This is a genomic window from Sagittula sp. NFXS13 (assembly GCF_040148795.1).
GTDB classification, from domain to species: domain Bacteria; phylum Pseudomonadota; class Alphaproteobacteria; order Rhodobacterales; family Rhodobacteraceae; genus Sagittula; species Sagittula marina.
On the sequence record NZ_JAGEMH010000004.1, the window covers coordinates 202,643 to 221,184 of the forward strand.

The following is an 18,542-nucleotide window of genomic DNA, read 5'->3' on the forward strand; positions in this document are numbered from 1 at the left end:
TCGGAAAAACTTGGGCGACTGCCACAATGTTGCCACTGTTTCGGCTTAAACAAACCTTGCGTGGGGGGGCGTTTCCGAAAGGGTGCCGACATGCATGGATCATTGGCTCAAGAAGACTCTACATATCCGCAAAGCTCCGACTGGAACGCGATGCGCACGCAGGAGAAATCCTTGCGCGCGGCCATCCTGTCGTCCGAGATCTACGAACAGGCGCCACAACCACGCGGCCTGCGGCTTTGGCTGCCGGGCATCATCGGCGTCGGAGTGCTGGTGACAACGACGGTCGTGCTGGGCGCGGGCGTCTTCAGCTGACGGTGCTGCGGCGCCTCCCCATGGGGAGGGCCGCATGACAACGACGAAAACTCTCCAACAACCTGAACTGACCTTGCCTGACGCAGAGGCCGCGCTGGTGCGCAGCGCCTATGCGCGGGCGGAGGTCATCCTCGAATATGGCTCCGGCGGGTCCACCGTGATGGCCGCCGGGATGCCGGGCAAATGTGTCTTCAGCGTGGAATCCGTCCGCGACTGGGCACAGATGATGCGCGACTGGTTCGCCGCAAACCCGCCCGCCCAAGGCACCGATCTGGATGTCATCTGGTCCGACATTGGCGAAACAAAGCAGTGGGGCCATCCGGTCGATCACACCGAATGGCGTCGCTTTGCACAATATCCGCTGGACGTTTGGGGCATGTCCCACTTTCGCCAGCCCGATGTGGTGCTGGTGGACGGACGGTTCCGCCAGGGCTGCGCGCTGGCCTGCGCTTTTATGTCGAAGGCCCCTGTCGAGCTGCTCTTCGATGATTATGTCCAACGCAATCAGTATCACAAGGTCGAGGACATCCTCGGCCCTCCCGAAATCACCGGGCGCATGGCGCATTGGCATGTCACCCCGCAACCCATCCCGCCGGATCGCCTGATGTGGATCATCAGGTTGATGCAGAACCCCTGACCGGCAAACGACAAAAAGAGGACGAACAAGATATGTTGGAAATTAAAAACCTGCACGTGAAGCTGCAAGAAGAGGACAAGCAGATCCTCAAAGGTGTGGATCTGACCGTCGAAGCGGGCAAGGTTCATGCGATCATGGGGCCCAACGGGTCAGGCAAATCGACCCTGTCCTACGTTCTGTCGGGCCGTGATGGCTACGAGGTCACGGATGGCTCCGCCACGCTGATGGGCGAGGACATCCTTGACATGGAAGTCGAAGATCGCGCCGCGGCCGGCCTGTTCCTTGCGTTCCAGTACCCGGTCGAGATTCCCGGCGTGGGCAACATGACCTTCCTGCGCACCGCGGTAAACGCACAGCGCAAGGCGCGCGGTGAGGACGAGATGTCCGCAGCCGAGTTCCTGAAAGTGATCCGCGAGAAGGCCAAGAGCCTGCAGATCGATGCCGAGATGCTGAAGCGCCCCGTGAACGTCGGCTTCTCCGGTGGTGAGAAAAAGCGCAACGAAATCCTGCAGATGGCCATGCTTGAGCCGAAGATGTGCATCCTCGACGAGACCGACTCCGGTCTGGATGTGGACGCGATGAAGCTGGTGTCCGAGGGCGTGAATGCGCTGCGCAACGAAGGCCGGTCCTTCCTCGTCATCACACACTACCAGCGCTTGCTGGACCACATCAAACCGGACGTGGTTCACATCATGGCCAATGGCCGTATCATCAAGACGGGCGGGCCGGAGCTGGCGCTTGAAGTTGAGCACAACGGGTATGCCGACCTGATGGCAGAGGAGGCGTAAATGTCCCTTCCCAAGGTAAAACAGGATGCAACCGACGCGCGGTTGAGCGCGCTCACGCTGCCGACCGGCGGCTGGGCGGACCCCGCGCGCAAGGACGCGCTGTCTCGCGTTCAGGCCATGGGCCTGCCCAATGCGCGCGACGAATACTGGAAATACACGCGGCCCGATACGCTGGTCTCTGCCGAGGTTCAGGACGCGCCTGCGATCGAGGCCCAAGAGGCCCCGATCTTTGGCGAGCGTGACCGGCTTCAGGTGGTGTTCGTCGATGGTGTGTTTGATGCAGAGGCCTCTGACGATCTGGCGATGGAAGGTGTGACCATCGAACGTCTCGCCGACGCGCCGGACATTCACTGGGCCAAGGACGTCTACGGCGTGTTGGAAACCCGTGGTCAGACGCCGGTGAATCGCCCCCTCGCGGCGCTCAACACGGCCTTTGCCACCGATGGTCTGCTGATCCACGTCACGGGCAAAGCGCCCAAGCCGATCCACATCAACTACGTGCACAAGGGCGCGCAAAGCGATGCGATCCTGCACCATGTGGTCAAGGTCGAAAGCGATTGTCAGCTGACAATTCTGGAGAACGGACCGGCAGCGGCGCGCTTTAACAAGGTGATCGAGGCGGACATCGCGGACACTGGCACGCTGCATCACGTGCGCGCGCAGGGTCGCGACCACGACCGTCGCGCCGTGACGCATATCTTTGCGCGGCTCGGCACGGAAAGCACGTTCAAGACCTTTACCCTGACGGTTAACGGTGTGTTGACGCGCAACGAGGCCATTGTCGAGTTCACGGGCGACGATGCCAAGGCGCACATCGCGGGCGCGTGTCTGGGGGATGGGTCGTTCCATCACGATGACACCGTGTTCGTCACCCATGACGCGGTGAATTGCGAAAGCCGTCAGGTGTTCAAGAAAGTCTTGCGCAACGGTGCGGTCGGTGTGTTCCAAGGTAAGATACTTGTGAAACCGGACGCGCAGAAGACCGACGGCTACCAGATCTCGCAAAGCCTGCTGCTGGACGAAGACAGCCAGTTCCTCGCCAAGCCTGAGCTGGAAATCTATGCCGATGACGTGGCATGTTCGCACGGCTCCACATCCGGTGCGATTGACGAGGACAGCCTGTTCTATCTGCGGGCGCGTGGCGTGCCGCGCGGTCTGGCAGAGGACATGATGACCGTGGCCTTCATCGCCGAAGCAGTGCAGGAAATCGAAGACGAGAGCCTGCAAGACGAGCTGAACGAGCGTGTCACCGCTTGGTTGGCACGGCGGCGCACCTGAGCTTTGGCGGTCTCTTCTGACATCGCGGCCATGTATCGGCGTCCGGCGGAGGTGGTCCGCCGGAAGCTGTCTCTTGACGAAAGCGAACCGCGCGCGCTGGCCTATCTGATGGCGGCCTGCGCCTTCATGTTTGTGGCGCAGTTGCCGTCGGTGTCGCGGCGCGTATCGCTGTCTGATCCTGACCGCTGGGCCGGCGACCCCGGCGCCTACCAGCAGGCGCTGCAACCGGCGCTGGGTGGGGCCTTGTTGGCGACCATGATCTTTTGGCCGCTGATCCTGTATGCCCTTGCGGCGCTGGGGCAGGTGATCCTGCGCGTGCTGAGGCAGCGCGTCTCTGGCTACGAGATGCGGATCGCGCTGTTCTGGGGCCTTCTGTCGGCTGCGCCCATTGCGTTGTTGGCGGGGCTGACGGCGGGCTTCGTCGGGCAGGGGATAGAACTGACGGTGGTTGGGGTCTTGTGGTTGCTTGCTGTTATGTGGTTCGTGGCCACCGGAGTGCGCGTCGCACGGCGGCAACGGATCGAGGAAACGGTATGACGGCTCAGGGCTTTCTGAAACTGGCGGTTGAAAGCATCGGTAGCCCGCGTGATGTGGCGCGTCTGCTGCTGTCCGCCAATATCAGCCGCGAGGCGGTCTGGACGGCCTTTGCGCTGGTGGTGGCGATGAATGCCTTTGTCTACGGGCTGGGGTTGGTGGTGGCGCCACCTGTGGGCGCGCTTCCTGTCTTTCTGGCGCAGCCCATCGGATACGCGGTGGTCGAATGTGTGTCACTAGCCGGGATGATCGTGTCGATCACGCTGGTCGGGCGCATGATGGGCGGGGCAGGGCGTTTGACTGACGTGGGCCTGTTGCTGGTCTGGGTGCAGGCGCTGAACATTCTTGTGCAGCTGGCGTCCACCGTGCTCATGCTGGCGATCCCGCCGCTTGCCGGCATCGTGGGGGTCATTGCCATCGCGATCGGCTTTTGGATCTTGTTGAATTTTATCGACGAAGCACATGGCCTGGGCAACATGCTCAAGTCATTCTTTGTCTTCGTGCTGGCGCTGTTTGCGCTTGGCATCGTGTTGTCCGTGGCGCTGACAATGGCCGGGATGACACCGGAAGGGATGATGGGCAATGTATGACGTGAACGAAGTCCGGAAGGACTTCCCGATCCTGTCGCGTGAGGTGAACGGCAAGCCGCTGGTCTACCTGGACAATGGCGCGTCGGCGCAGAAACCGCAGGTGGTGATTGACGCCGTGACCCGCGGCTATGCCGAGGAATACGCTAACGTTCACAGGGGCCTGCACTATTTGTCGAACCTTGCGACCGACAAATACGAAGGCGTGCGCGGCACCATCGCGCGCTTCCTTGGGGCGACGTCGGAAGACGAGATCGTGTACACCACCGGCACGACCATGGGGATCAACCTCGTGGCCTATGGCTGGGCGATGCCGCGGATGGAGGCGGGCGACGAGATCGTCCTGTCCGTCATGGAGCACCATGCCAACATCGTGCCGTGGCACTTTCTGCGGGAACGTCAGGGCGTTGTGATCAAGTGGGTCGATGTGGATTCCACCGGCGCGCTTGACCCGCAAAAGGTGATTGACGCCATTGGCCCCAAGACAAAGCTCGTGGCCGTCACCCAGGTGTCGAATGTTCTGGGCACCGTCGTCGACGTCAAAGCGATCTGTGAGGGCGCGCGCGCCAAGGGCGTGCCGGTTCTGGTGGACGGCTCTCAGGCCTCCGTGCACATGCCGGTGAACGTGGAGGAGATCGGCTGCGATTTCTATGCGATCACGGGCCACAAGCTTTATGGTCCGTCGGCCTCCGGCGCGATCTGGATCAAGTCCGACCGGATGAAGGAGATGCGTCCTTTCCTTGGTGGGGGCGACATGATCCGCGAGGTTCACAAGGACGAGATCACCTACAACGATCCGCCGATGAAGTTCGAGGCCGGCACGCCCGGTATCGTGCAGCAGATCGGCCTTGGCGTCGCGCTGGAGTACATGATGGATCTGGGGATGGAGAACATCTCTGCCCACGAGGCCATGCTGCGCGATTACACGGTGAGCAAGCTGGGCGGGCTGAACTGGATCACGACCCAAGGCACAACCGCAGACAAGGCGGCGATCTTTTCGTTCACGATGGAAGGGGCGGCGCATGCGCATGACATCTCGACCATCCTTGACAAAAAGGGCGTGGCGGTGCGTGCGGGGCATCACTGCGCCGGGCCGCTGATGGATCATCTGGGCGTATCAGCCACCTGCCGCGCGTCCTTTGGCCTCTACAACACGACCGAGGAGGTGGACGCGTTGGTCGACGCGCTGGAGCTGGCGCACGATCTTTTCGGTTAATCCGCAGGCATCTGCCTGTTCTTTTTGCGACCCCAAGGTGTCGTTTCTAGCCATGTGGGCGTGAGTGCGCTACTCAAGTGGCATCGAGACACACCTTGGGGGATCACATGACAGTTTTGGAAACGGCCGATCAGGTCTCGGAGATCGCTTTCGGCTTCATGGGGTCGAAGGCGCTTTTCGCGGCGCTCGAAGTTGGGGTTTTCACCGAACTGTCGGAAGGTCCGGCCACGGCGGCCGAACTTGCCAGCCGCACACCCGTCGATACGGACCGGGCAGAGACGTTGCTGACCGCTTTGGTGGGTCTTGGCCTGGTGACGCGAGAGGGGGAGACCTACGCCAATGCCCCTGCAGCGGAGGCGTTTCTGGTCAAGGGCGCGAAGTATGATTTCGGCGATTATCTGCGTTTGCAGGTGGGGCGGCAGATGTACGGGCTGCTGGATCAGATCGACCGCGCCCTGATGGACACGCTGCCAGAAGGCGCGACGGCCTCTTACGCCGACTGGTTTTCCGACCCGGAGCAGGCGAAGCTCTATTCGGAATCGCAGCACGCCGGATCGCTCGGCCCGGCGCGGCAGTTGATCCGTAAGATCGACCTGTCCGGGGCGCGCAAGATGCTGGATGTGGGCGGCGGCACGGGGGCCTTTGCGATCACGCTTTGTGGCGCCAACCCGAGCCTCAGCGCCACCATCGTGGATTTCCCCAATGTGGCGGTGCTGGGGCGGAAACATGTGGCAGATGCGGGCCTGTCGGACCGGATCGCCTATATCGAGGGCAATGCGTTGGAGGCCGACTGGCCCGGCAATCAGGACGTTATCCTTATGTCCTACCTGTTTTCCGGTGTGCCGGGCGATGTCCACGCGGGTCTGTTGAGACGAGCTTATGACACGCTCGCGCCCGGCGGGCGGTTGCTGATTCATGACTTCGTGGTGGAGGCCGACCGCAGCGGGCCGAAACTTGCGGCGCTTTGGCAATTGCAGCATACGGCCTTCACGCCAAAGGCGCGTTCGCTGGATACGGGCTGGCTGACGGGGGCCTTGGCAAAAGCCGGGTTCGAGGCCGTCGAGATCGGAGAAATGATCCCGGAGATGACGATGCTTGCAGTGGGCTGCAAACCTGTTTGATGCGCGTCGTGGGAGAAGAAACGCACTTGCAGCCGCGCTTCGGGCGGGGTAGATGCGTCCACAGGCACCCGTAGCTCAGCTGGATAGAGCGCTGCCCTCCGAAGGCAGAGGCCATAGGTTCGAATCCTATCGGGTGCACCATTCGCAAACTAAATTTGTGCCAGAAACCGGCTAACGTCTGCGCAAATGCAAGCGATAGTGTGCGCGACAAGGTGCCAACGATTACATCTGAAGCGGTTCATTTGAATTTGATTCAAGGGTTTGGTGTTTGCCTCAGCCGGCGAAGAGTTTCGCCTGAGCCGACTTCTTTTGCGGTGATTTGACAGCCAGATTGATTTCTTTTCTCGTGGCCCTGTTCACAAATGGGCCTAGCCGGTGAAAGGTGAATGTCCGGGTGGAAACGCTTGTATGGATGGAGCGTTCGACAGCGGAGAGCGGGTTTGCGAGAGCTTTTTACAGGCGTGACCGGGTCGGCTGTCCAGTAAGTGACGCGCTTAAGGCCGACCAGTGAGCCGCCCAGAAAGCGGGCGAAGCGCGGCTGTCGAGCACGATAGGGAGGGGTTGACCTTTCATGCGCAGGGCCGATGCTGCCAGTCGATTAAATGCGCCACCTTTTCTCCAAGTTTGCGACGGTCGCCATTGATCGGGTGTAGGGCGGCTGGACGATCCGCAGGCTGAAGCGACTGTTATACCGGCAAGGCGACGTCACCGTCATGAGAACGTGGCGACTAAATTATTGAACAACAGGATCTTTATGGCTGGTTGTGGGGCGCGCTTGTGGGTCACGTCGTGCCGTGTCACATAGTCTGCAAAGCCCGATGACAGGAGGCAAGGCAGATGGCCGATCCAACTCAACCCAGATTGCAAGAGATCGAACGTGAACGCGCCGCCATGTTCCGCGGGCCTTGGATTGCAAAGCTGGCGCGCGGCGAGCTGTCGCTGGGAGAGACCTTCTGGGGCGGTTTCCTTGGGATGCAGTTGATCCTCATGCCGCTGTGGCTGGTGCTTGTTGCCTTCTTGCCCGCGTTCTTTCCTTCTGTTGGCTGGGCGACACGGCTGGCGTTTTTCGTCTTGCAGGCCGTCTGGACGGCTGTTGTCACGCAAGCCGTTTTGCGCGTGGCCCCAAAATCCTACCAGGCTGGCGGCTGGCGCTGGGGCGCAATGATCCTGTCCGTTGTGATCCTGCTGCAGGTGCTCGTTTTGCTCGGAATGTGGCTGGCCGGCGCACTCTAACCCTTGTCTTGCGGAGGGGCGCGCTAGGTTCCCCAGCGACATGACAGGAGGCCACATGACCACTTCCCCCACAATTCTTTGGGTGCGCCGCGATTTGCGACTGTCCGATCATGCGGCGCTTACGGCGGCGGTGTCGCGTGGCGGGCCGGTGATCCCCGTCTTAATTCGTGACGGTCTTGTGGACGATCTGGGAGCGGCGCCGAAATGGCGGCTGGGGCTGGGGCTGGAGTGCTACGGGGAGGCCTTGAAGGAGGCCGGGAGCCGCTTGATCCTGCGGTCCGGTCCGGCGAGGGAGGTGCTCGAGGAACTGGTCGAGCAGACGGGCGCGGGCGCGGTGTATTGGATGCGTGCCTATGATCCCGACAGCGTGGACCGCGATACCCGCGTCAAGGAGGCGCTGAAGGCGAAACATGTCGAGGCCGAAAGCCACACCGGCCATGTGATGTTTGAACCCTGGACGGTCGAGACGAAACAAGGCGGCTTTTACAAGGTTTACACGCCGTTTTGGAAATCGGTCGAAACCCGCGAGGTGCCGGAACCGCTCAGCCGCCCGTCTTCGATCCCTGCGCCGGACAATTGGCCGCAAAGCGATCATCTGGACGACTGGCACCTGGGGGCCGCAATGCGGCGCGGGGCAGAGGTTGTCCGACCTTACGTGCAATTGGGTGAGCAGGCCGCGCAGACCCGTTTGGGGGAATTCATGCGCGACAAGGTGGCGGACTACAATGAGGCGCGGGATCGCGTGGCCGTTGACGGCACCTCGGCCATGTCAGAAAACTTGTCACTGGGCGAGATCAGCCCCGCACAGTGCTGGCACGCGGGATTGCGGGCGCGCGACGCGGGCAAGGACGGAGCAGGGACCTTTCTCAAGGAACTGGTGTGGCGCGAGTTTGCCTATCATCTGATGTGGCACACGCCGCGTCTGCTGACGGAAAACTGGCGGCCTGAATGGGATGCCTTCCCATGGAACGAGGACGAGCGCCTCAAGGAGGTAAAGGCTTGGAAACAAGGCCGCACCGGTATTCCTTTCGTCGATGCCGGGATGCGGGAACTCTACGTAACCGGGCGGATGCACAATCGCGTGCGCATGATCGTGGCCAGCTATCTCACCAAGCATTTGATGTGCCACTGGAGTATCGGTCAAAAATGGTTCGAGCACTGCCTGATTGATTGGGACCCGGCCTCCAACGCCTTGGGCTGGCAATGGTCTGCGGGATCAGGCCCGGATGCGACGCCCTATTTCCGCGTCTTCAACCCCGTCACCCAAGCCCAGAAATTTGATCCGAAACGCGCATACATTGATCGGTGGATCGCCGAAGAACATGAGGCGCCGACCGACACCGCGCTGAGCTATTTCGACGCGATCCCCGAAAGCTGGCCTCTTTCGCCGGAGGACAGCTATCCGGAGCCGATTGTCGATGTGAAAGATGGCCGCCAAAAAGCGCTCGACGCCTACCAGAACCGCGACTTCTGACGCGCTGGCGGCGCCTTTGCTTTTCATACGCTCAAAATCGCGGCCGCAGGCCGCGCGGGTCGCCCCGGCAGTGCCGGGGGGAAACACCTTAGCGGGAGACGCCGGCCATTGCGTTCATGGCCACCCAACCGCTGCGTCCGTTGCCGAAATTCATCATGCACACAGGTTTGTCGTCGTCGCAGGTCTGGATGAAGCCCCCTTCGCCCGGAAGCAATTGCCCGGTCGACGTCGTACGGTCCGACCCGTCATAAATTGCGATCGCATCGTCACCCATATTGAAATAGGCGATATTGCGCGGCAGATCGCGGCGCCAGTTCTGCGTCTTCGGCGCGGCTTGCTCAATGGGGGCCGGCGCGGAGAGGGTCGGCGTGCCGGACAGGGTGATCGGGCCACCGCTGGAAACAGTCCGATTCTGCGGCTGGGTCAGAGGTGCCACCGCTTTATTAACTTGTCCGCAGCCCGCCACGGTCGCAGCCGCGAGGCATATGCTAAAAATCTGTCGTTTCACGACTGTCTACTCCTGTACGGCATCGCCCGAGCCTCGTTAAGATATTGATCCGCTCGCGCGGGCCAGGCGTATAATTCTTAATAAAACACAAACTTGCCGGAATTCCCAAGCCCGAAGGCTTGCCGGTTTTCCAGACCAACATAAACTTCGTTGAAATAAATGAAAATCGAAAGCTGCACATGCACCTGACCTCACTTCAAGACCAGACCAACTTGCCGCGGTATTTCGCGCAGGTCTTTCAGATGGCCCAGAACATGGAGCGCGGCCGTCTTGACATCGTGTTGCCGGATGGCCGCATGTTTCGTGCCGACGGGGCCGCGCCGGGTCCGGTGGCAGAGGTACATCTGCACAGCGACGATATTTTTGCCCGGCTGATCCGCGAGGGGGAGCTTGGGTTTTGCGAGGCCTACATGGATCAGGGGTGGACGACGCCGGATCTGATGGCCTTTCTGGACTTGGTGCATGCCAATGAGGATAGCCTGTTCGATGGCTTTCCCGGGCAGAAGCTGTTGCAGATGTGGGAAAAGTTCCGCTTCTGGATGCAGCGGAATTCCAAGCGTCAGGCGCGGCGCAATATCTCGCACCACTACGATCTTGGGAATGATTTCTACAGCCTGTGGCTGGATGAAACCATGACCTACAGTTCCGCCCTGTTCGAGACCGGGCAGGAAAGCACCGAAAAGGCGCAAATCGCCAAATATGCCTCCATGGTGGATCAAATGGGCGCGAAACCCGGCGACCACGTCTTGGAAATCGGCTGCGGCTGGGGCGGGTTTGCGGAATACGCCGCCAAAGAGCGCGGTTTGCGTGTCACCGGCCTGACGATTTCCAAGGAACAACTGGTCTACGCGCAGCAGCGGATGCAGCGCGCCGGGCTGTCCGATATGGTTGAATTAAAGTTGCAGGATTATCGTGACGAGCGCGGTCAATACGATGGTATCGCAAGCATCGAGATGTTCGAGGCGGTGGGCGAGAAATACTGGCCGGTCTATTTTGACACGGTGCGGGACCGCCTGAAGCCCGGCGCCAACGCGACTTTGCAGATCATCACGGTGCAGCACAAGCGCTACGAAATCTACCGGCGCGGCGTTGATTTCATTCAGAAATACATCTTTCCGGGTGGCATGTTGCCCAGCCCCGAGGTGCTGCGCCTCGAAGTTGAGAAGGCCGGGTTGCAGGTGGTGCGGTCACTCGAATTCGGCGAAAGCTACAGTCAGACTTTGCGCCGCTGGAACGAAAGTTTCAACGAGCGCTGGGACGAAATTGCGCAGATGGGATTCGATGATCGCTTTCGCAGGATGTGGAATTTCTATCTCTCCTCTTGCGCGGCGACATTTCACAGCGGTAATTGTGACGTGACCCAGATCACGATGCAAAGGCCCGTTTGATCCATGCCCACAGCCGCAAAACTTGTCGCAGCGATTTGTCTGGCTGTGGTGGCATGGTTTGCGTCTGAGGCGGTGAAACCCCTGTTTCCCGAGGGGCAGGCCTTCGGGAACTTCAATTACTGGAACACGGCCATTGGGCTTCTTTGCGGCTGGGTGATTCTGGGTTCGCGGGCCGGGCGCGGCTTTTCCGCCGGTATTTCCAATGGGGCCACAGCCGTTGTGTCGATGACTTTGGTTGCTCTTTTCGTCTATGCCACGGACGAGATGATCAACCGTGCGTTTCGCAGATTTTACGATGACCCGTTCGAAGCGGTGGTGGCGATCGCTGAATTGGCGTTGGAATTCGGGGTCAAGATCTTTGACGGGCAGGTCGTTGTCACGCTTCTGGTGGGGGGCATCTTGAGCGGTATTCTTACGGAAATCGCGGCGAAGCGCTGGAGATAGTTTTGAAAAGCCTGTTTTGTTTCGGCACTTTGCGCGATGCGGCGCTGCGCGCCATTGTTCTTGGCCGGGACGTGCCTGTCAGTCATGCATCTCTGGCCGGTCACGAGGTGATTGAAGTCAACGGGCAGCCGTGGCCGGCCATGCGCGTCGGTCCGGGGACGGCCCGGGGTGTTTTACTTCAAGGGCTGACGGCGAACGATCATGCGCGGCTGGATTTCTACACGTCCGGGTTTGACTTTGACGCCCGTCCGGTGACGGTTCAGACTGAAACAGGCCCGGTTGAGACCCATGCCTATTTTCCTGAGGGGCAGGCGACGGAGGCGGCGCTCTGGTCGCTGGACGCATGGCAAGTATCCTGGGGGGAGGTCAGCCGGATCGCCGCAGGCGAGGTCATGGCGCGCTTTGGCAAACCCGGTGGGGAGAGCGCGGCCACCCTGTTGCCGTTCTTTCGCAACCGTGCCTGGTCCCAGGTGATCGCCCGCAAGGAACCGCCGCGCGAGCTGCGCACCACAATGTCGATGAAAGACGATGTGGAGGTGCTGGAGACGCTCGACGGCTATGACGGGTTCTTTCGCCTGCAGCCGTTCCGTCTGCGATATCGTCGGTTTGACGGCTCTTGGGGCGACGAATTGCGGCGTGAGTGTTTCGTGGCCTACGACGTGGCGCTGGTGCTGCCCTATGATCCCCAGACCGACAAGCTGCTGCTGACGGAACAGTTGCGCTTTGGCCCAATCCATCGCGGCGATCCTGCGCCTTGGGTACTGGAGCCGGTGGCGGGCATGACCGACGCGGGCGAAAGCCCGGAGGAGGCGGCCCGGCGCGAAACGGTGGAAGAGGCCGGGCTGGACCTGGAGGCGCTTTTGCCGATCTCTGCCGGATATGCCTCGCCCGGATACAGCACCGAATTTTACCACACGTTCATCGGCTTGTGTGACCTGTCCGAGCGGGAGGCGCAGTCCATGGCCGGCCTCGACGCGGAGCATGAGGACATCCGCAACCATGTCTTGAGCTTCGATGCGGCGTTGCATCTGATCGAGACCGGGGAGATCAACGCTCTGCCCTTGCAGATGATGATCTTTGCGCTGGGGGCGCGGCGCGCAGAGCTGCGAAAGAAATAGTATTGGTTTTGGGGAATGTGATGCGGGACGCCTGTTGGCGCGGCATTGACTGACGCAGAACCGGCGTCCCTGAGGCGGGCCAAAGCCAAAACGCAAGAACGTGCCCAGCCGCGTCTGGGGCATGGCGCGGCTCTTGAGTTCCCAAGGGCGCAGCCCTACACCTGTCAGCAACACGTTGATAAAGGATCGCAGCACATGCGCATTGCAGCCGACCTCGCCCAGGCCGTTGGGAACACCCCGCTGATCAAGCTGAAGAACGCATCCGAAGAGACAGGCTGCGAGATCGTCGGCAAGGCAGAGTTCATGAATCCGGGCCAGTCGGTCAAGGATCGGGCCGCGCTGTACATCATCAAGGACGCCATCGAAAAGGGCCAGCTGAAGCCCGGCGGCACCATTGTTGAGGGAACCGCCGGGAACACCGGTATCGGTCTGGCACTGGTTGGCGCGTCCATGGGCTTCAAGACGGTGATTGTCATGCCCGAGACGCAGAGCCAGGAAAAGAAGGACATGCTGCGTCTTGCCGGGGCGGAGTTGGTGCTTGTTCCGGCCGCGCCGTACAGCAACCCCAATAACTATGTGCGCTATTCCGGTCGTCTGGCCGAGGAGCTGGCGCAAACCACACCCGAGGGGGTGATCTGGGCAAACCAGTTCGACAATGTGGCGAACCGTCTGGCGCATATCGAAACCACCGGCCCTGAAATCTGGGAGCAGACCGGCGGCAAGGTCAACGGCTTTGTCTGCGCGGTCGGGTCCGGCGGGACGCTGGCGGGTGTTGGCATGGCGTTGCAGCCCAAGGGCGTGAAGATTGGTCTGGCCGATCCGGAAGGCGCAGGTCTGTACAAGATCTACACCGGCGAGGAAAACCCCGGCAACTCCATCACCGAAGGCATCGGGCAGGGACGCATCACGGCCAACCTCGAAGGGTTCACACCGGATTATTGCTGGCGTGTGTCCGACGCGGAGGCACTGCCGGTGGTCTACGACATGTTGCAGGATGAGGGCTTGTGCCTTGGCGGATCTTCGGGCGTGAACGTGGCCGGTGCGATCCGGATGGCCAAGGAAATGGGACCGGGGCACACCATCGTCACCATTCTTTGTGACTATGGCACGCGCTACCAGTCCAAGCTGTTCAACCCTGATTTCCTGAGGGAAAAGGGCTTGCCAACGCCGCCTTGGCTGACGCGCGCACCGGCCTCCATCCCTGGCGTATTCGAGGACGCATGACACGTTTGGCTCGGCTGCTGAGCGCGCTGCTGCTTGCGGCGTCGTTTGTCGTGGGCGGGGGGGTTGCCCCCGCGTTGGCGCAGGATGTCACGCAACCCAGCTACAGCGAATGGGAACTGAGGGCGCGCGCCGATGAGGTGAAGCTGGATCTGGGGACCGCATCGGTCACCGAGCTGGAGCGCATTCGCGAGCGCATGGTGAACTGGCGGTCGCAATTCCTCGATGCTCAAGCCACCAACGAGGCACGTATTTCGACCGTGCGGGCGCAGATCGATGCCTTGGGCGCGGCCCCGGCCGAGGGCGAAGAGGAGCCGGAGGATATTGCTTCGCGGCGCAGCACATTGAATGCGCAGCTGGCGGATTTGCGTGCCCCCGGTCTACGAGCCGAAGAGGCGTACACACGTGCCGACGGCATCATCCGCGAGATCGACACGATCATCCGGGATCGTCAGGCAAGCGAACTGCTGGAGCTGGGCCCAAGTCCGCTGAACCCGGTCAATTGGCCCGCTGCCGTCACGGGTTTGGTGGGCTCTGCCATTGCGACATGGGGGGAGGTCAAGGCGAATGTCACCTCGCCCTCCTACCAGATGGAGGCACGGCGCAATCTGCCATTGATCCTGCTGCTTCTGGCGATTGGCGGCATGTTGATCGTGCGCGGCAAGACATGGGCGACCATGGGGGTCGATCGTCTGCGTGGCAACACACGTCGCGGCACAGGGGTGTTCCGTTTTCTCGTTTCTCTGGGTGAAATCCTTCTCCCCTACGCGGGCATTTACGCGCTGATCGAAGCCATTTCGGCCACCGGTTTCAGCGGCACACGCTGGGAGTTTTTGCTCAACCAGCTTCCGATCTGGGCGGCATTGCTGCTTGGCACGCGATGGCTGGCAAATCAGACCTTCCATGAAATCGGTGACCGCAGCACGGTTCAGCTGAATGATCGCGCCCGGTGGGAAGGGCGGCGGCTGGCGAATGCGCTTGCGTGGCTGTACGTCGTGCGCGCGGTCGTGGAAGCGCAGGGAAACCTCGACGATTATAGCTCTGCAACAACCGCTGTGGTTGAGTTCCCGTTGCTGGTCTTGTCCGCCTTGGCGCTGTTCCGGCTGTGTCGTGTCATCAGCAAGGAAAGCAACGGCGAGGTTCCGGAAGGCGAGGACCGCAGTGTCTTTCGCGCCCGTCTTATGCGTTTGCTGGGCCGCGCGGGCATGGTCGTCGCGGTTGTCGGCGTGTTGATGGCATCGGTGGGGTATCAGCGGTTCGGCGAGACATCGATCTATCCGTTTGTCGCGACCTTGGGCCTTGCGGCCTTTGTCATGGTGTTGCAGCGTTTCATCTTTGATTTGAACGACCTGATTTCAGACCGTTTTGGCACAGAAGGCGACGGATTGATCCCGGTTCTTGCGGCCTTCATCCTCAGCGCGGCGGCGCTGCCGTTCCTGGCGCTGATCTGGGGCGCCCGCACGGCAGATCTGTCCGAGGTCTGGACGCGGTTCCGCGAGGGGTTCGTCTTTGGTGACACGCGGGTTTCCCCCACCGACTTTCTGGTCGTCATCATTGTTTTCGTCATAGGCTACATGCTGACGCGACTGTTGCAGGGGGCGCTGAAATCCTCGGTTCTGCCCAAGACGAAGATCGACAAGGGCGGCCAGACGGCAATCACATCCGGCATTGGCTATGTGGGGATCTTCCTTGCAGCGATCATCGCCATCACCTCTGGCGGGCTCGACCTGTCGTCGCTGGCCATTGTCGCTGGTGCGCTGTCCGTTGGTATTGGTTTCGGCCTGCAAACCATCGTGTCGAACTTTGTCTCCGGCATCATCTTGTTGGTGGAGCGCCCGATTTCCGAAGGGGACTGGATCGAAGTCAACGGCACCCATGGCATCGTCAAGGATATCTCGGTGCGGTCCACGCGGATCGAGACCTTTGATATGTTCGACATGATCGTGCCAAACGCCGACCTGATTTCCGGCACTGTCTCGAACTACACTCGCGGCAATATGTTGGGGCGGATCGTGATCCCGGTTGGTGTCGCCTATGGCTGCGACACGCGGAAGGTGCAGCATCTGCTGTTGACCATTGTCCGGCGCCACGAGGACGTGTTGATGAACCCGGAACCGGGTGTCGATTTCATCGGATTTGGGGCGGATTCGCTCGATTTCCAGATCCGGGCGGTGCTGTACGATGTCACCATGGGTCTGGACGTCAGGACAGAGATCCGCCACCAGATCACCGAGACCTTCAAGAAGGAAGGCATCGAGATTCCCTTCTCGCAACGCGATGTCTGGCTGCGCAATCCGGATGCGCTGTCGCCGAAGCCCGCAAAACCTTTGCCCGAGGCGAAGGCGGATAAGCCGACCAAGGACACGCCATTGCCAGACGCCGAGGACAAGCCCAAGCGCGTTCCCGGTGGCGGGCTCGATCTGCCTGAGGGGCGCGGTGATGGCGAGGCGAGCGGCGATGGAGGAATAGACAAATGACAAATGGGCGTTTTCTTTACCATGAGGATGCTTACCTGCGGGAAGCACCGGGACGTGTCACCGCCCATACGCCTGAGGGCGGTGTGATCGTTGACCCGCCGCTGTTTTACCCAAAGGGGGGCGGCCAGCCCGGTGACAGCGGCTGGATCGAGTGGGACGGCAAGAGCATGCCCGTCGCCACTGCCGTCAAGGCAGAGGATCGGCTGGCGTCGGTTCTTGTGCCGTCTGAGCCCATGGGCTTGCCCCCTGTCGGGGCGCATGTGTTGCAGGTGCTCGACTGGGATCGTCGGCATCGACACATGCGGGTTCACACCGCGCTGCATTTGCTGAGCGTGATCATTGCATTGCCGGTGACTGGGGGGCAGATCGCGGCGCAGGGCGGTCGGTTGGATTTCCTCATGCCGGAGCCGCCCACGGACCGGGAGGGTATCGAAGATGCGCTGAACGCGCTGGTCGATCGTGATCTGGAGGTCAGCGAAGGCTGGATCGCCGAAGAAGAACTGGATGCGCGTCCGGAGCTGGTTAAAACCATGTCCGTCAAGCCGCCGCGCGGTATGGGCAAGGTGCGCCTGGTACGGATTGGCAACGGAACAGAGCAGATTGATCTTCAGCCCTGTGGCGGGACGCATGTGGCGCGCACCGGCGAGATCGGGACACTGACCCTTGGCAAGATCGAGAACAAGGGCAAGCAGAACCGGCGCGTGAATATCTCGTTGAGCTAAACGCTGTCAGGGCGCGGGGTGATTGCTCACGCCTTCGGCCCGGCGGGGGCGTCGCAGTTCAGCGCTTTTTCAGCGGGACGCCGTATAATTCCATGCGGTGCCCGGTCAGGCGATAGCCGAGCTTCTGGGCGATGCGCTCCTGCAAGGCCTCGATGTCGGGGTCGACGAATTCAATGACTTCGCCGGTTGCCAAGTCGATGAGATGATCGTGATGTTCACGTTCTGCATCTTCGTAGCGGGCGCGACCGTCCCCAAAGTCCACCTTTTCGAGAATTCCGCTTTCTTCGAGCAGTTTTACCGTCCGGTAAACCGTGGCGATGGAGATCCGGGAATCACGGGCGGCGGCACGGGCGTGAAGCTCCTCCACATCGGGATGATCGGACGCGCTTTCGAGCACCTCGGCGATGATGCGCCGCTGCTCCGTCATGCGCAGGCCCTTGGCAGCGCAGCGTTCAGTGATTGTATCGGTCATGATCTGGGGCCGCATCGTGTCGTCGTGGCCTCACTTGTAGGCAATGAGGCCGCTGAGGCCAAGGGGCAGCGGTGCGCGGGTGAAGTGATTGACGCGGCACTCTCCAGCGTGTCCTTGGGCTTATGAAACGCAAGGATTCTCTGGACCTCAATGGGGTCGTCGGTTTGGTTGGCTTTGCCGTTGTGCTGGCCTTCAACCAAGTGGTTATCAAATTGATGAACGGCGGCTTTGGCCCGGTGTTCGGCGCGGGGGTACGGTCGCTGTTGGCGCTTGTCGTTCTGGGGCTGTGGATCGCCTTTGGCCGTGGGCGGATGGGGGCGCTTCGGGCGACGCTTTGGCCGGGGTTGCTGCTGGGCCTGTTGTTTACGTTCGAGTTTATCTTTGTGTTCACCGCGATGGATATGACGTCTGTGTCGCGTGCGTCCATCACGTTTTATTCCATGCCGATCTGGCTGGCGCTTGTGGCGCATTTTGCCTTGCCGGGAGAGCAGTTGTCACGCCGGCGTGCCGCCGGTCTTGGGTTGGCTATGCTGGGCGTGGGCTGGGCCTTGGCGGATCCGCACAGCCGCGCAGAGGGGGACCTGCGCGGGGATCTTCTGGCGCTGTTCGGCAGTTGGTGCTGGGCGGGCATCGCTTTGACGGTGCGGCTGACGCGCGTGTCGGAATTGCCTGCTTCCGGTCAATTGATCTGGCAGCTTGGGGTGTCGGCGGTGTTGCTCCTTGCGCTTGCGCCCTTGATGGGGCCGCTGTGGCGTGATCCGGGGCTGCTGGAATGGTCGGCGATGGGCTACGGCGTTCTGACGGCCAGCATTGGCTTCACGTTCTGGCTGTGGCTGATGACCATCTATCCGGCGTCGGACATCGCGTCCTTCAGCTTTCTGACGCCGGTGCTGGCGGTGCTGTTTGGCTGGCTGGTCTTCGGCGAGCCGGTCGGAGTGCAATTCGGTCTGGCGCTGCTTTTGGTGGCGGTCGGCATCGTGCTTATCAACAAGCGCCGACGCTGACCGCCTGT

19 protein-coding genes and 1 tRNA gene are annotated in these 18,542 nt (G+C 61.2%); 18 read left to right on the plus strand and 2 right to left on the minus strand.

Annotated features, from left to right (window positions below; all coding sequences use genetic code 11):
• Positions 1 to 90 precede the first annotated feature (90 nt).
• The 11 genes from J4E08_RS11725 (at position 91) to J4E08_RS11775 (ending at position 9,180) form a co-directional block, all read left to right on the plus strand.
• Positions 91 to 312: a hypothetical protein gene (locus J4E08_RS11725; RefSeq protein WP_349538653.1), complete on the plus strand. Its 222-nt coding sequence runs from the start codon at positions 91 to 93 to the stop codon at positions 310 to 312.
• Positions 313 to 346: 34 nt separating this feature from the next.
• Positions 347 to 949, plus strand: a complete 603-nt coding sequence (locus J4E08_RS11730; protein WP_349538654.1) for a hypothetical protein — start codon at positions 347 to 349, stop codon at positions 947 to 949.
• A gap of 32 nt (positions 950 to 981) precedes the next feature.
• The gene (sufC, locus tag J4E08_RS11735) at positions 982 to 1,737 is read left to right on the plus strand and encodes a Fe-S cluster assembly ATPase SufC (protein WP_183967384.1); all 756 of its coding nucleotides are present in this window, start codon (positions 982 to 984) and stop codon (positions 1,735 to 1,737) included.
• The gene (locus J4E08_RS11740; RefSeq protein WP_349538655.1) at positions 1,738 to 3,015 is read left to right on the plus strand and encodes a SufB/SufD family protein; all 1,278 of its coding nucleotides are present in this window, start codon (positions 1,738 to 1,740) and stop codon (positions 3,013 to 3,015) included.
• A 30-nt stretch (positions 3,016 to 3,045) separates the two neighbouring features.
• Positions 3,046 to 3,552: a YIP1 family protein gene (locus tag J4E08_RS11745; protein WP_349538656.1), complete on the plus strand. Its 507-nt coding sequence runs from the start codon at positions 3,046 to 3,048 to the stop codon at positions 3,550 to 3,552.
• Entirely contained in the window at positions 3,549 to 4,139 is a 591-nt protein-coding gene (locus J4E08_RS11750; RefSeq protein WP_349538657.1) for a YIP1 family protein, read from the plus strand. Before J4E08_RS11745 ends, J4E08_RS11750 begins: the two co-directional genes overlap by 4 nt.
• On the plus strand, positions 4,132 to 5,352 hold the full coding sequence (locus J4E08_RS11755) for a cysteine desulfurase (RefSeq protein WP_349538658.1): 1,221 nt from the start codon (positions 4,132 to 4,134) through the stop codon (positions 5,350 to 5,352). Before J4E08_RS11750 ends, J4E08_RS11755 begins: the two co-directional genes overlap by 8 nt.
• A gap of 107 nt (positions 5,353 to 5,459) precedes the next feature.
• Positions 5,460 to 6,473 (plus strand): methyltransferase, encoded by a 1,014-nt coding sequence (locus J4E08_RS11760; protein ID WP_349538659.1) that lies wholly within the window; start codon positions 5,460 to 5,462, stop codon positions 6,471 to 6,473.
• A gap of 64 nt (positions 6,474 to 6,537) precedes the next feature.
• A tRNA-Arg gene (locus J4E08_RS11765) sits at positions 6,538 to 6,614 on the plus strand.
• A 696-nt stretch (positions 6,615 to 7,310) separates the two neighbouring features.
• Positions 7,311 to 7,706: a hypothetical protein gene (locus J4E08_RS11770; RefSeq protein ID WP_349538660.1), complete on the plus strand. Its 396-nt coding sequence runs from the start codon at positions 7,311 to 7,313 to the stop codon at positions 7,704 to 7,706.
• A gap of 55 nt (positions 7,707 to 7,761) precedes the next feature.
• On the plus strand, positions 7,762 to 9,180 hold the full coding sequence (locus J4E08_RS11775) for a cryptochrome/photolyase family protein (RefSeq protein ID WP_349538661.1): 1,419 nt from the start codon (positions 7,762 to 7,764) through the stop codon (positions 9,178 to 9,180).
• 88 nt (positions 9,181 to 9,268) lie between these two features.
• Here the strand turns inward: J4E08_RS11775 and J4E08_RS11780 are convergent, their stop codons facing one another.
• On the minus strand, positions 9,269 to 9,688 hold the full coding sequence (locus J4E08_RS11780) for a hypothetical protein (protein ID WP_183967398.1): 420 nt from the start codon (positions 9,686 to 9,688) through the stop codon (positions 9,269 to 9,271).
• 179 nt (positions 9,689 to 9,867) lie between these two features.
• Between J4E08_RS11780 and J4E08_RS11785 the strand changes: the two genes are divergently transcribed.
• The 6 genes from J4E08_RS11785 to J4E08_RS11810 all read left to right on the plus strand — a co-directional run bounded on the left by J4E08_RS11785 (position 9,868) and on the right by J4E08_RS11810 (position 17,058).
• Positions 9,868 to 11,076, plus strand: a complete 1,209-nt coding sequence (locus J4E08_RS11785; protein WP_183967399.1) for an SAM-dependent methyltransferase — start codon at positions 9,868 to 9,870, stop codon at positions 11,074 to 11,076.
• A 3-nt stretch (positions 11,077 to 11,079) separates the two neighbouring features.
• Positions 11,080 to 11,520 (plus strand): TrgA family protein, encoded by a 441-nt coding sequence (locus J4E08_RS11790; RefSeq protein ID WP_349538662.1) that lies wholly within the window; start codon positions 11,080 to 11,082, stop codon positions 11,518 to 11,520.
• A gap of 2 nt (positions 11,521 to 11,522) precedes the next feature.
• Positions 11,523 to 12,638: an NUDIX domain-containing protein gene (locus tag J4E08_RS11795; protein ID WP_349538663.1), complete on the plus strand. Its 1,116-nt coding sequence runs from the start codon at positions 11,523 to 11,525 to the stop codon at positions 12,636 to 12,638.
• A 195-nt stretch (positions 12,639 to 12,833) separates the two neighbouring features.
• Complete coding sequence (locus tag J4E08_RS11800; RefSeq protein ID WP_349538664.1) at positions 12,834 to 13,862, plus strand: cysteine synthase A; 1,029 nt, start codon at positions 12,834 to 12,836, stop codon at positions 13,860 to 13,862.
• Positions 13,859 to 16,336: a DUF3772 domain-containing protein gene (locus J4E08_RS11805; protein WP_349538665.1), complete on the plus strand. Its 2,478-nt coding sequence runs from the start codon at positions 13,859 to 13,861 to the stop codon at positions 16,334 to 16,336. The genes J4E08_RS11800 and J4E08_RS11805 overlap by 4 nt, the downstream gene beginning before the upstream one ends.
• Positions 16,333 to 17,058, plus strand: a complete 726-nt coding sequence (locus J4E08_RS11810) for an alanyl-tRNA editing protein (protein ID WP_349538666.1) — start codon at positions 16,333 to 16,335, stop codon at positions 17,056 to 17,058. The genes J4E08_RS11805 and J4E08_RS11810 overlap by 4 nt, the downstream gene beginning before the upstream one ends.
• 58 nt (positions 17,059 to 17,116) lie before the next feature.
• Here the strand turns inward: J4E08_RS11810 and J4E08_RS11815 are convergent, their stop codons facing one another.
• Positions 17,117 to 17,530, minus strand: a complete 414-nt coding sequence (locus J4E08_RS11815) for a Fur family transcriptional regulator (protein WP_349538667.1) — start codon at positions 17,528 to 17,530, stop codon at positions 17,117 to 17,119.
• A gap of 122 nt (positions 17,531 to 17,652) precedes the next feature.
• On the opposite strand from J4E08_RS11815, the gene J4E08_RS11820 reads away from it, so the two are divergent.
• A complete protein-coding gene (locus tag J4E08_RS11820) occupies positions 17,653 to 18,534 on the plus strand; it encodes a DMT family transporter (RefSeq protein ID WP_349538668.1) in 882 nt (293 codons plus the stop codon).
• Positions 18,535 to 18,542 lie beyond the last annotated feature (8 nt).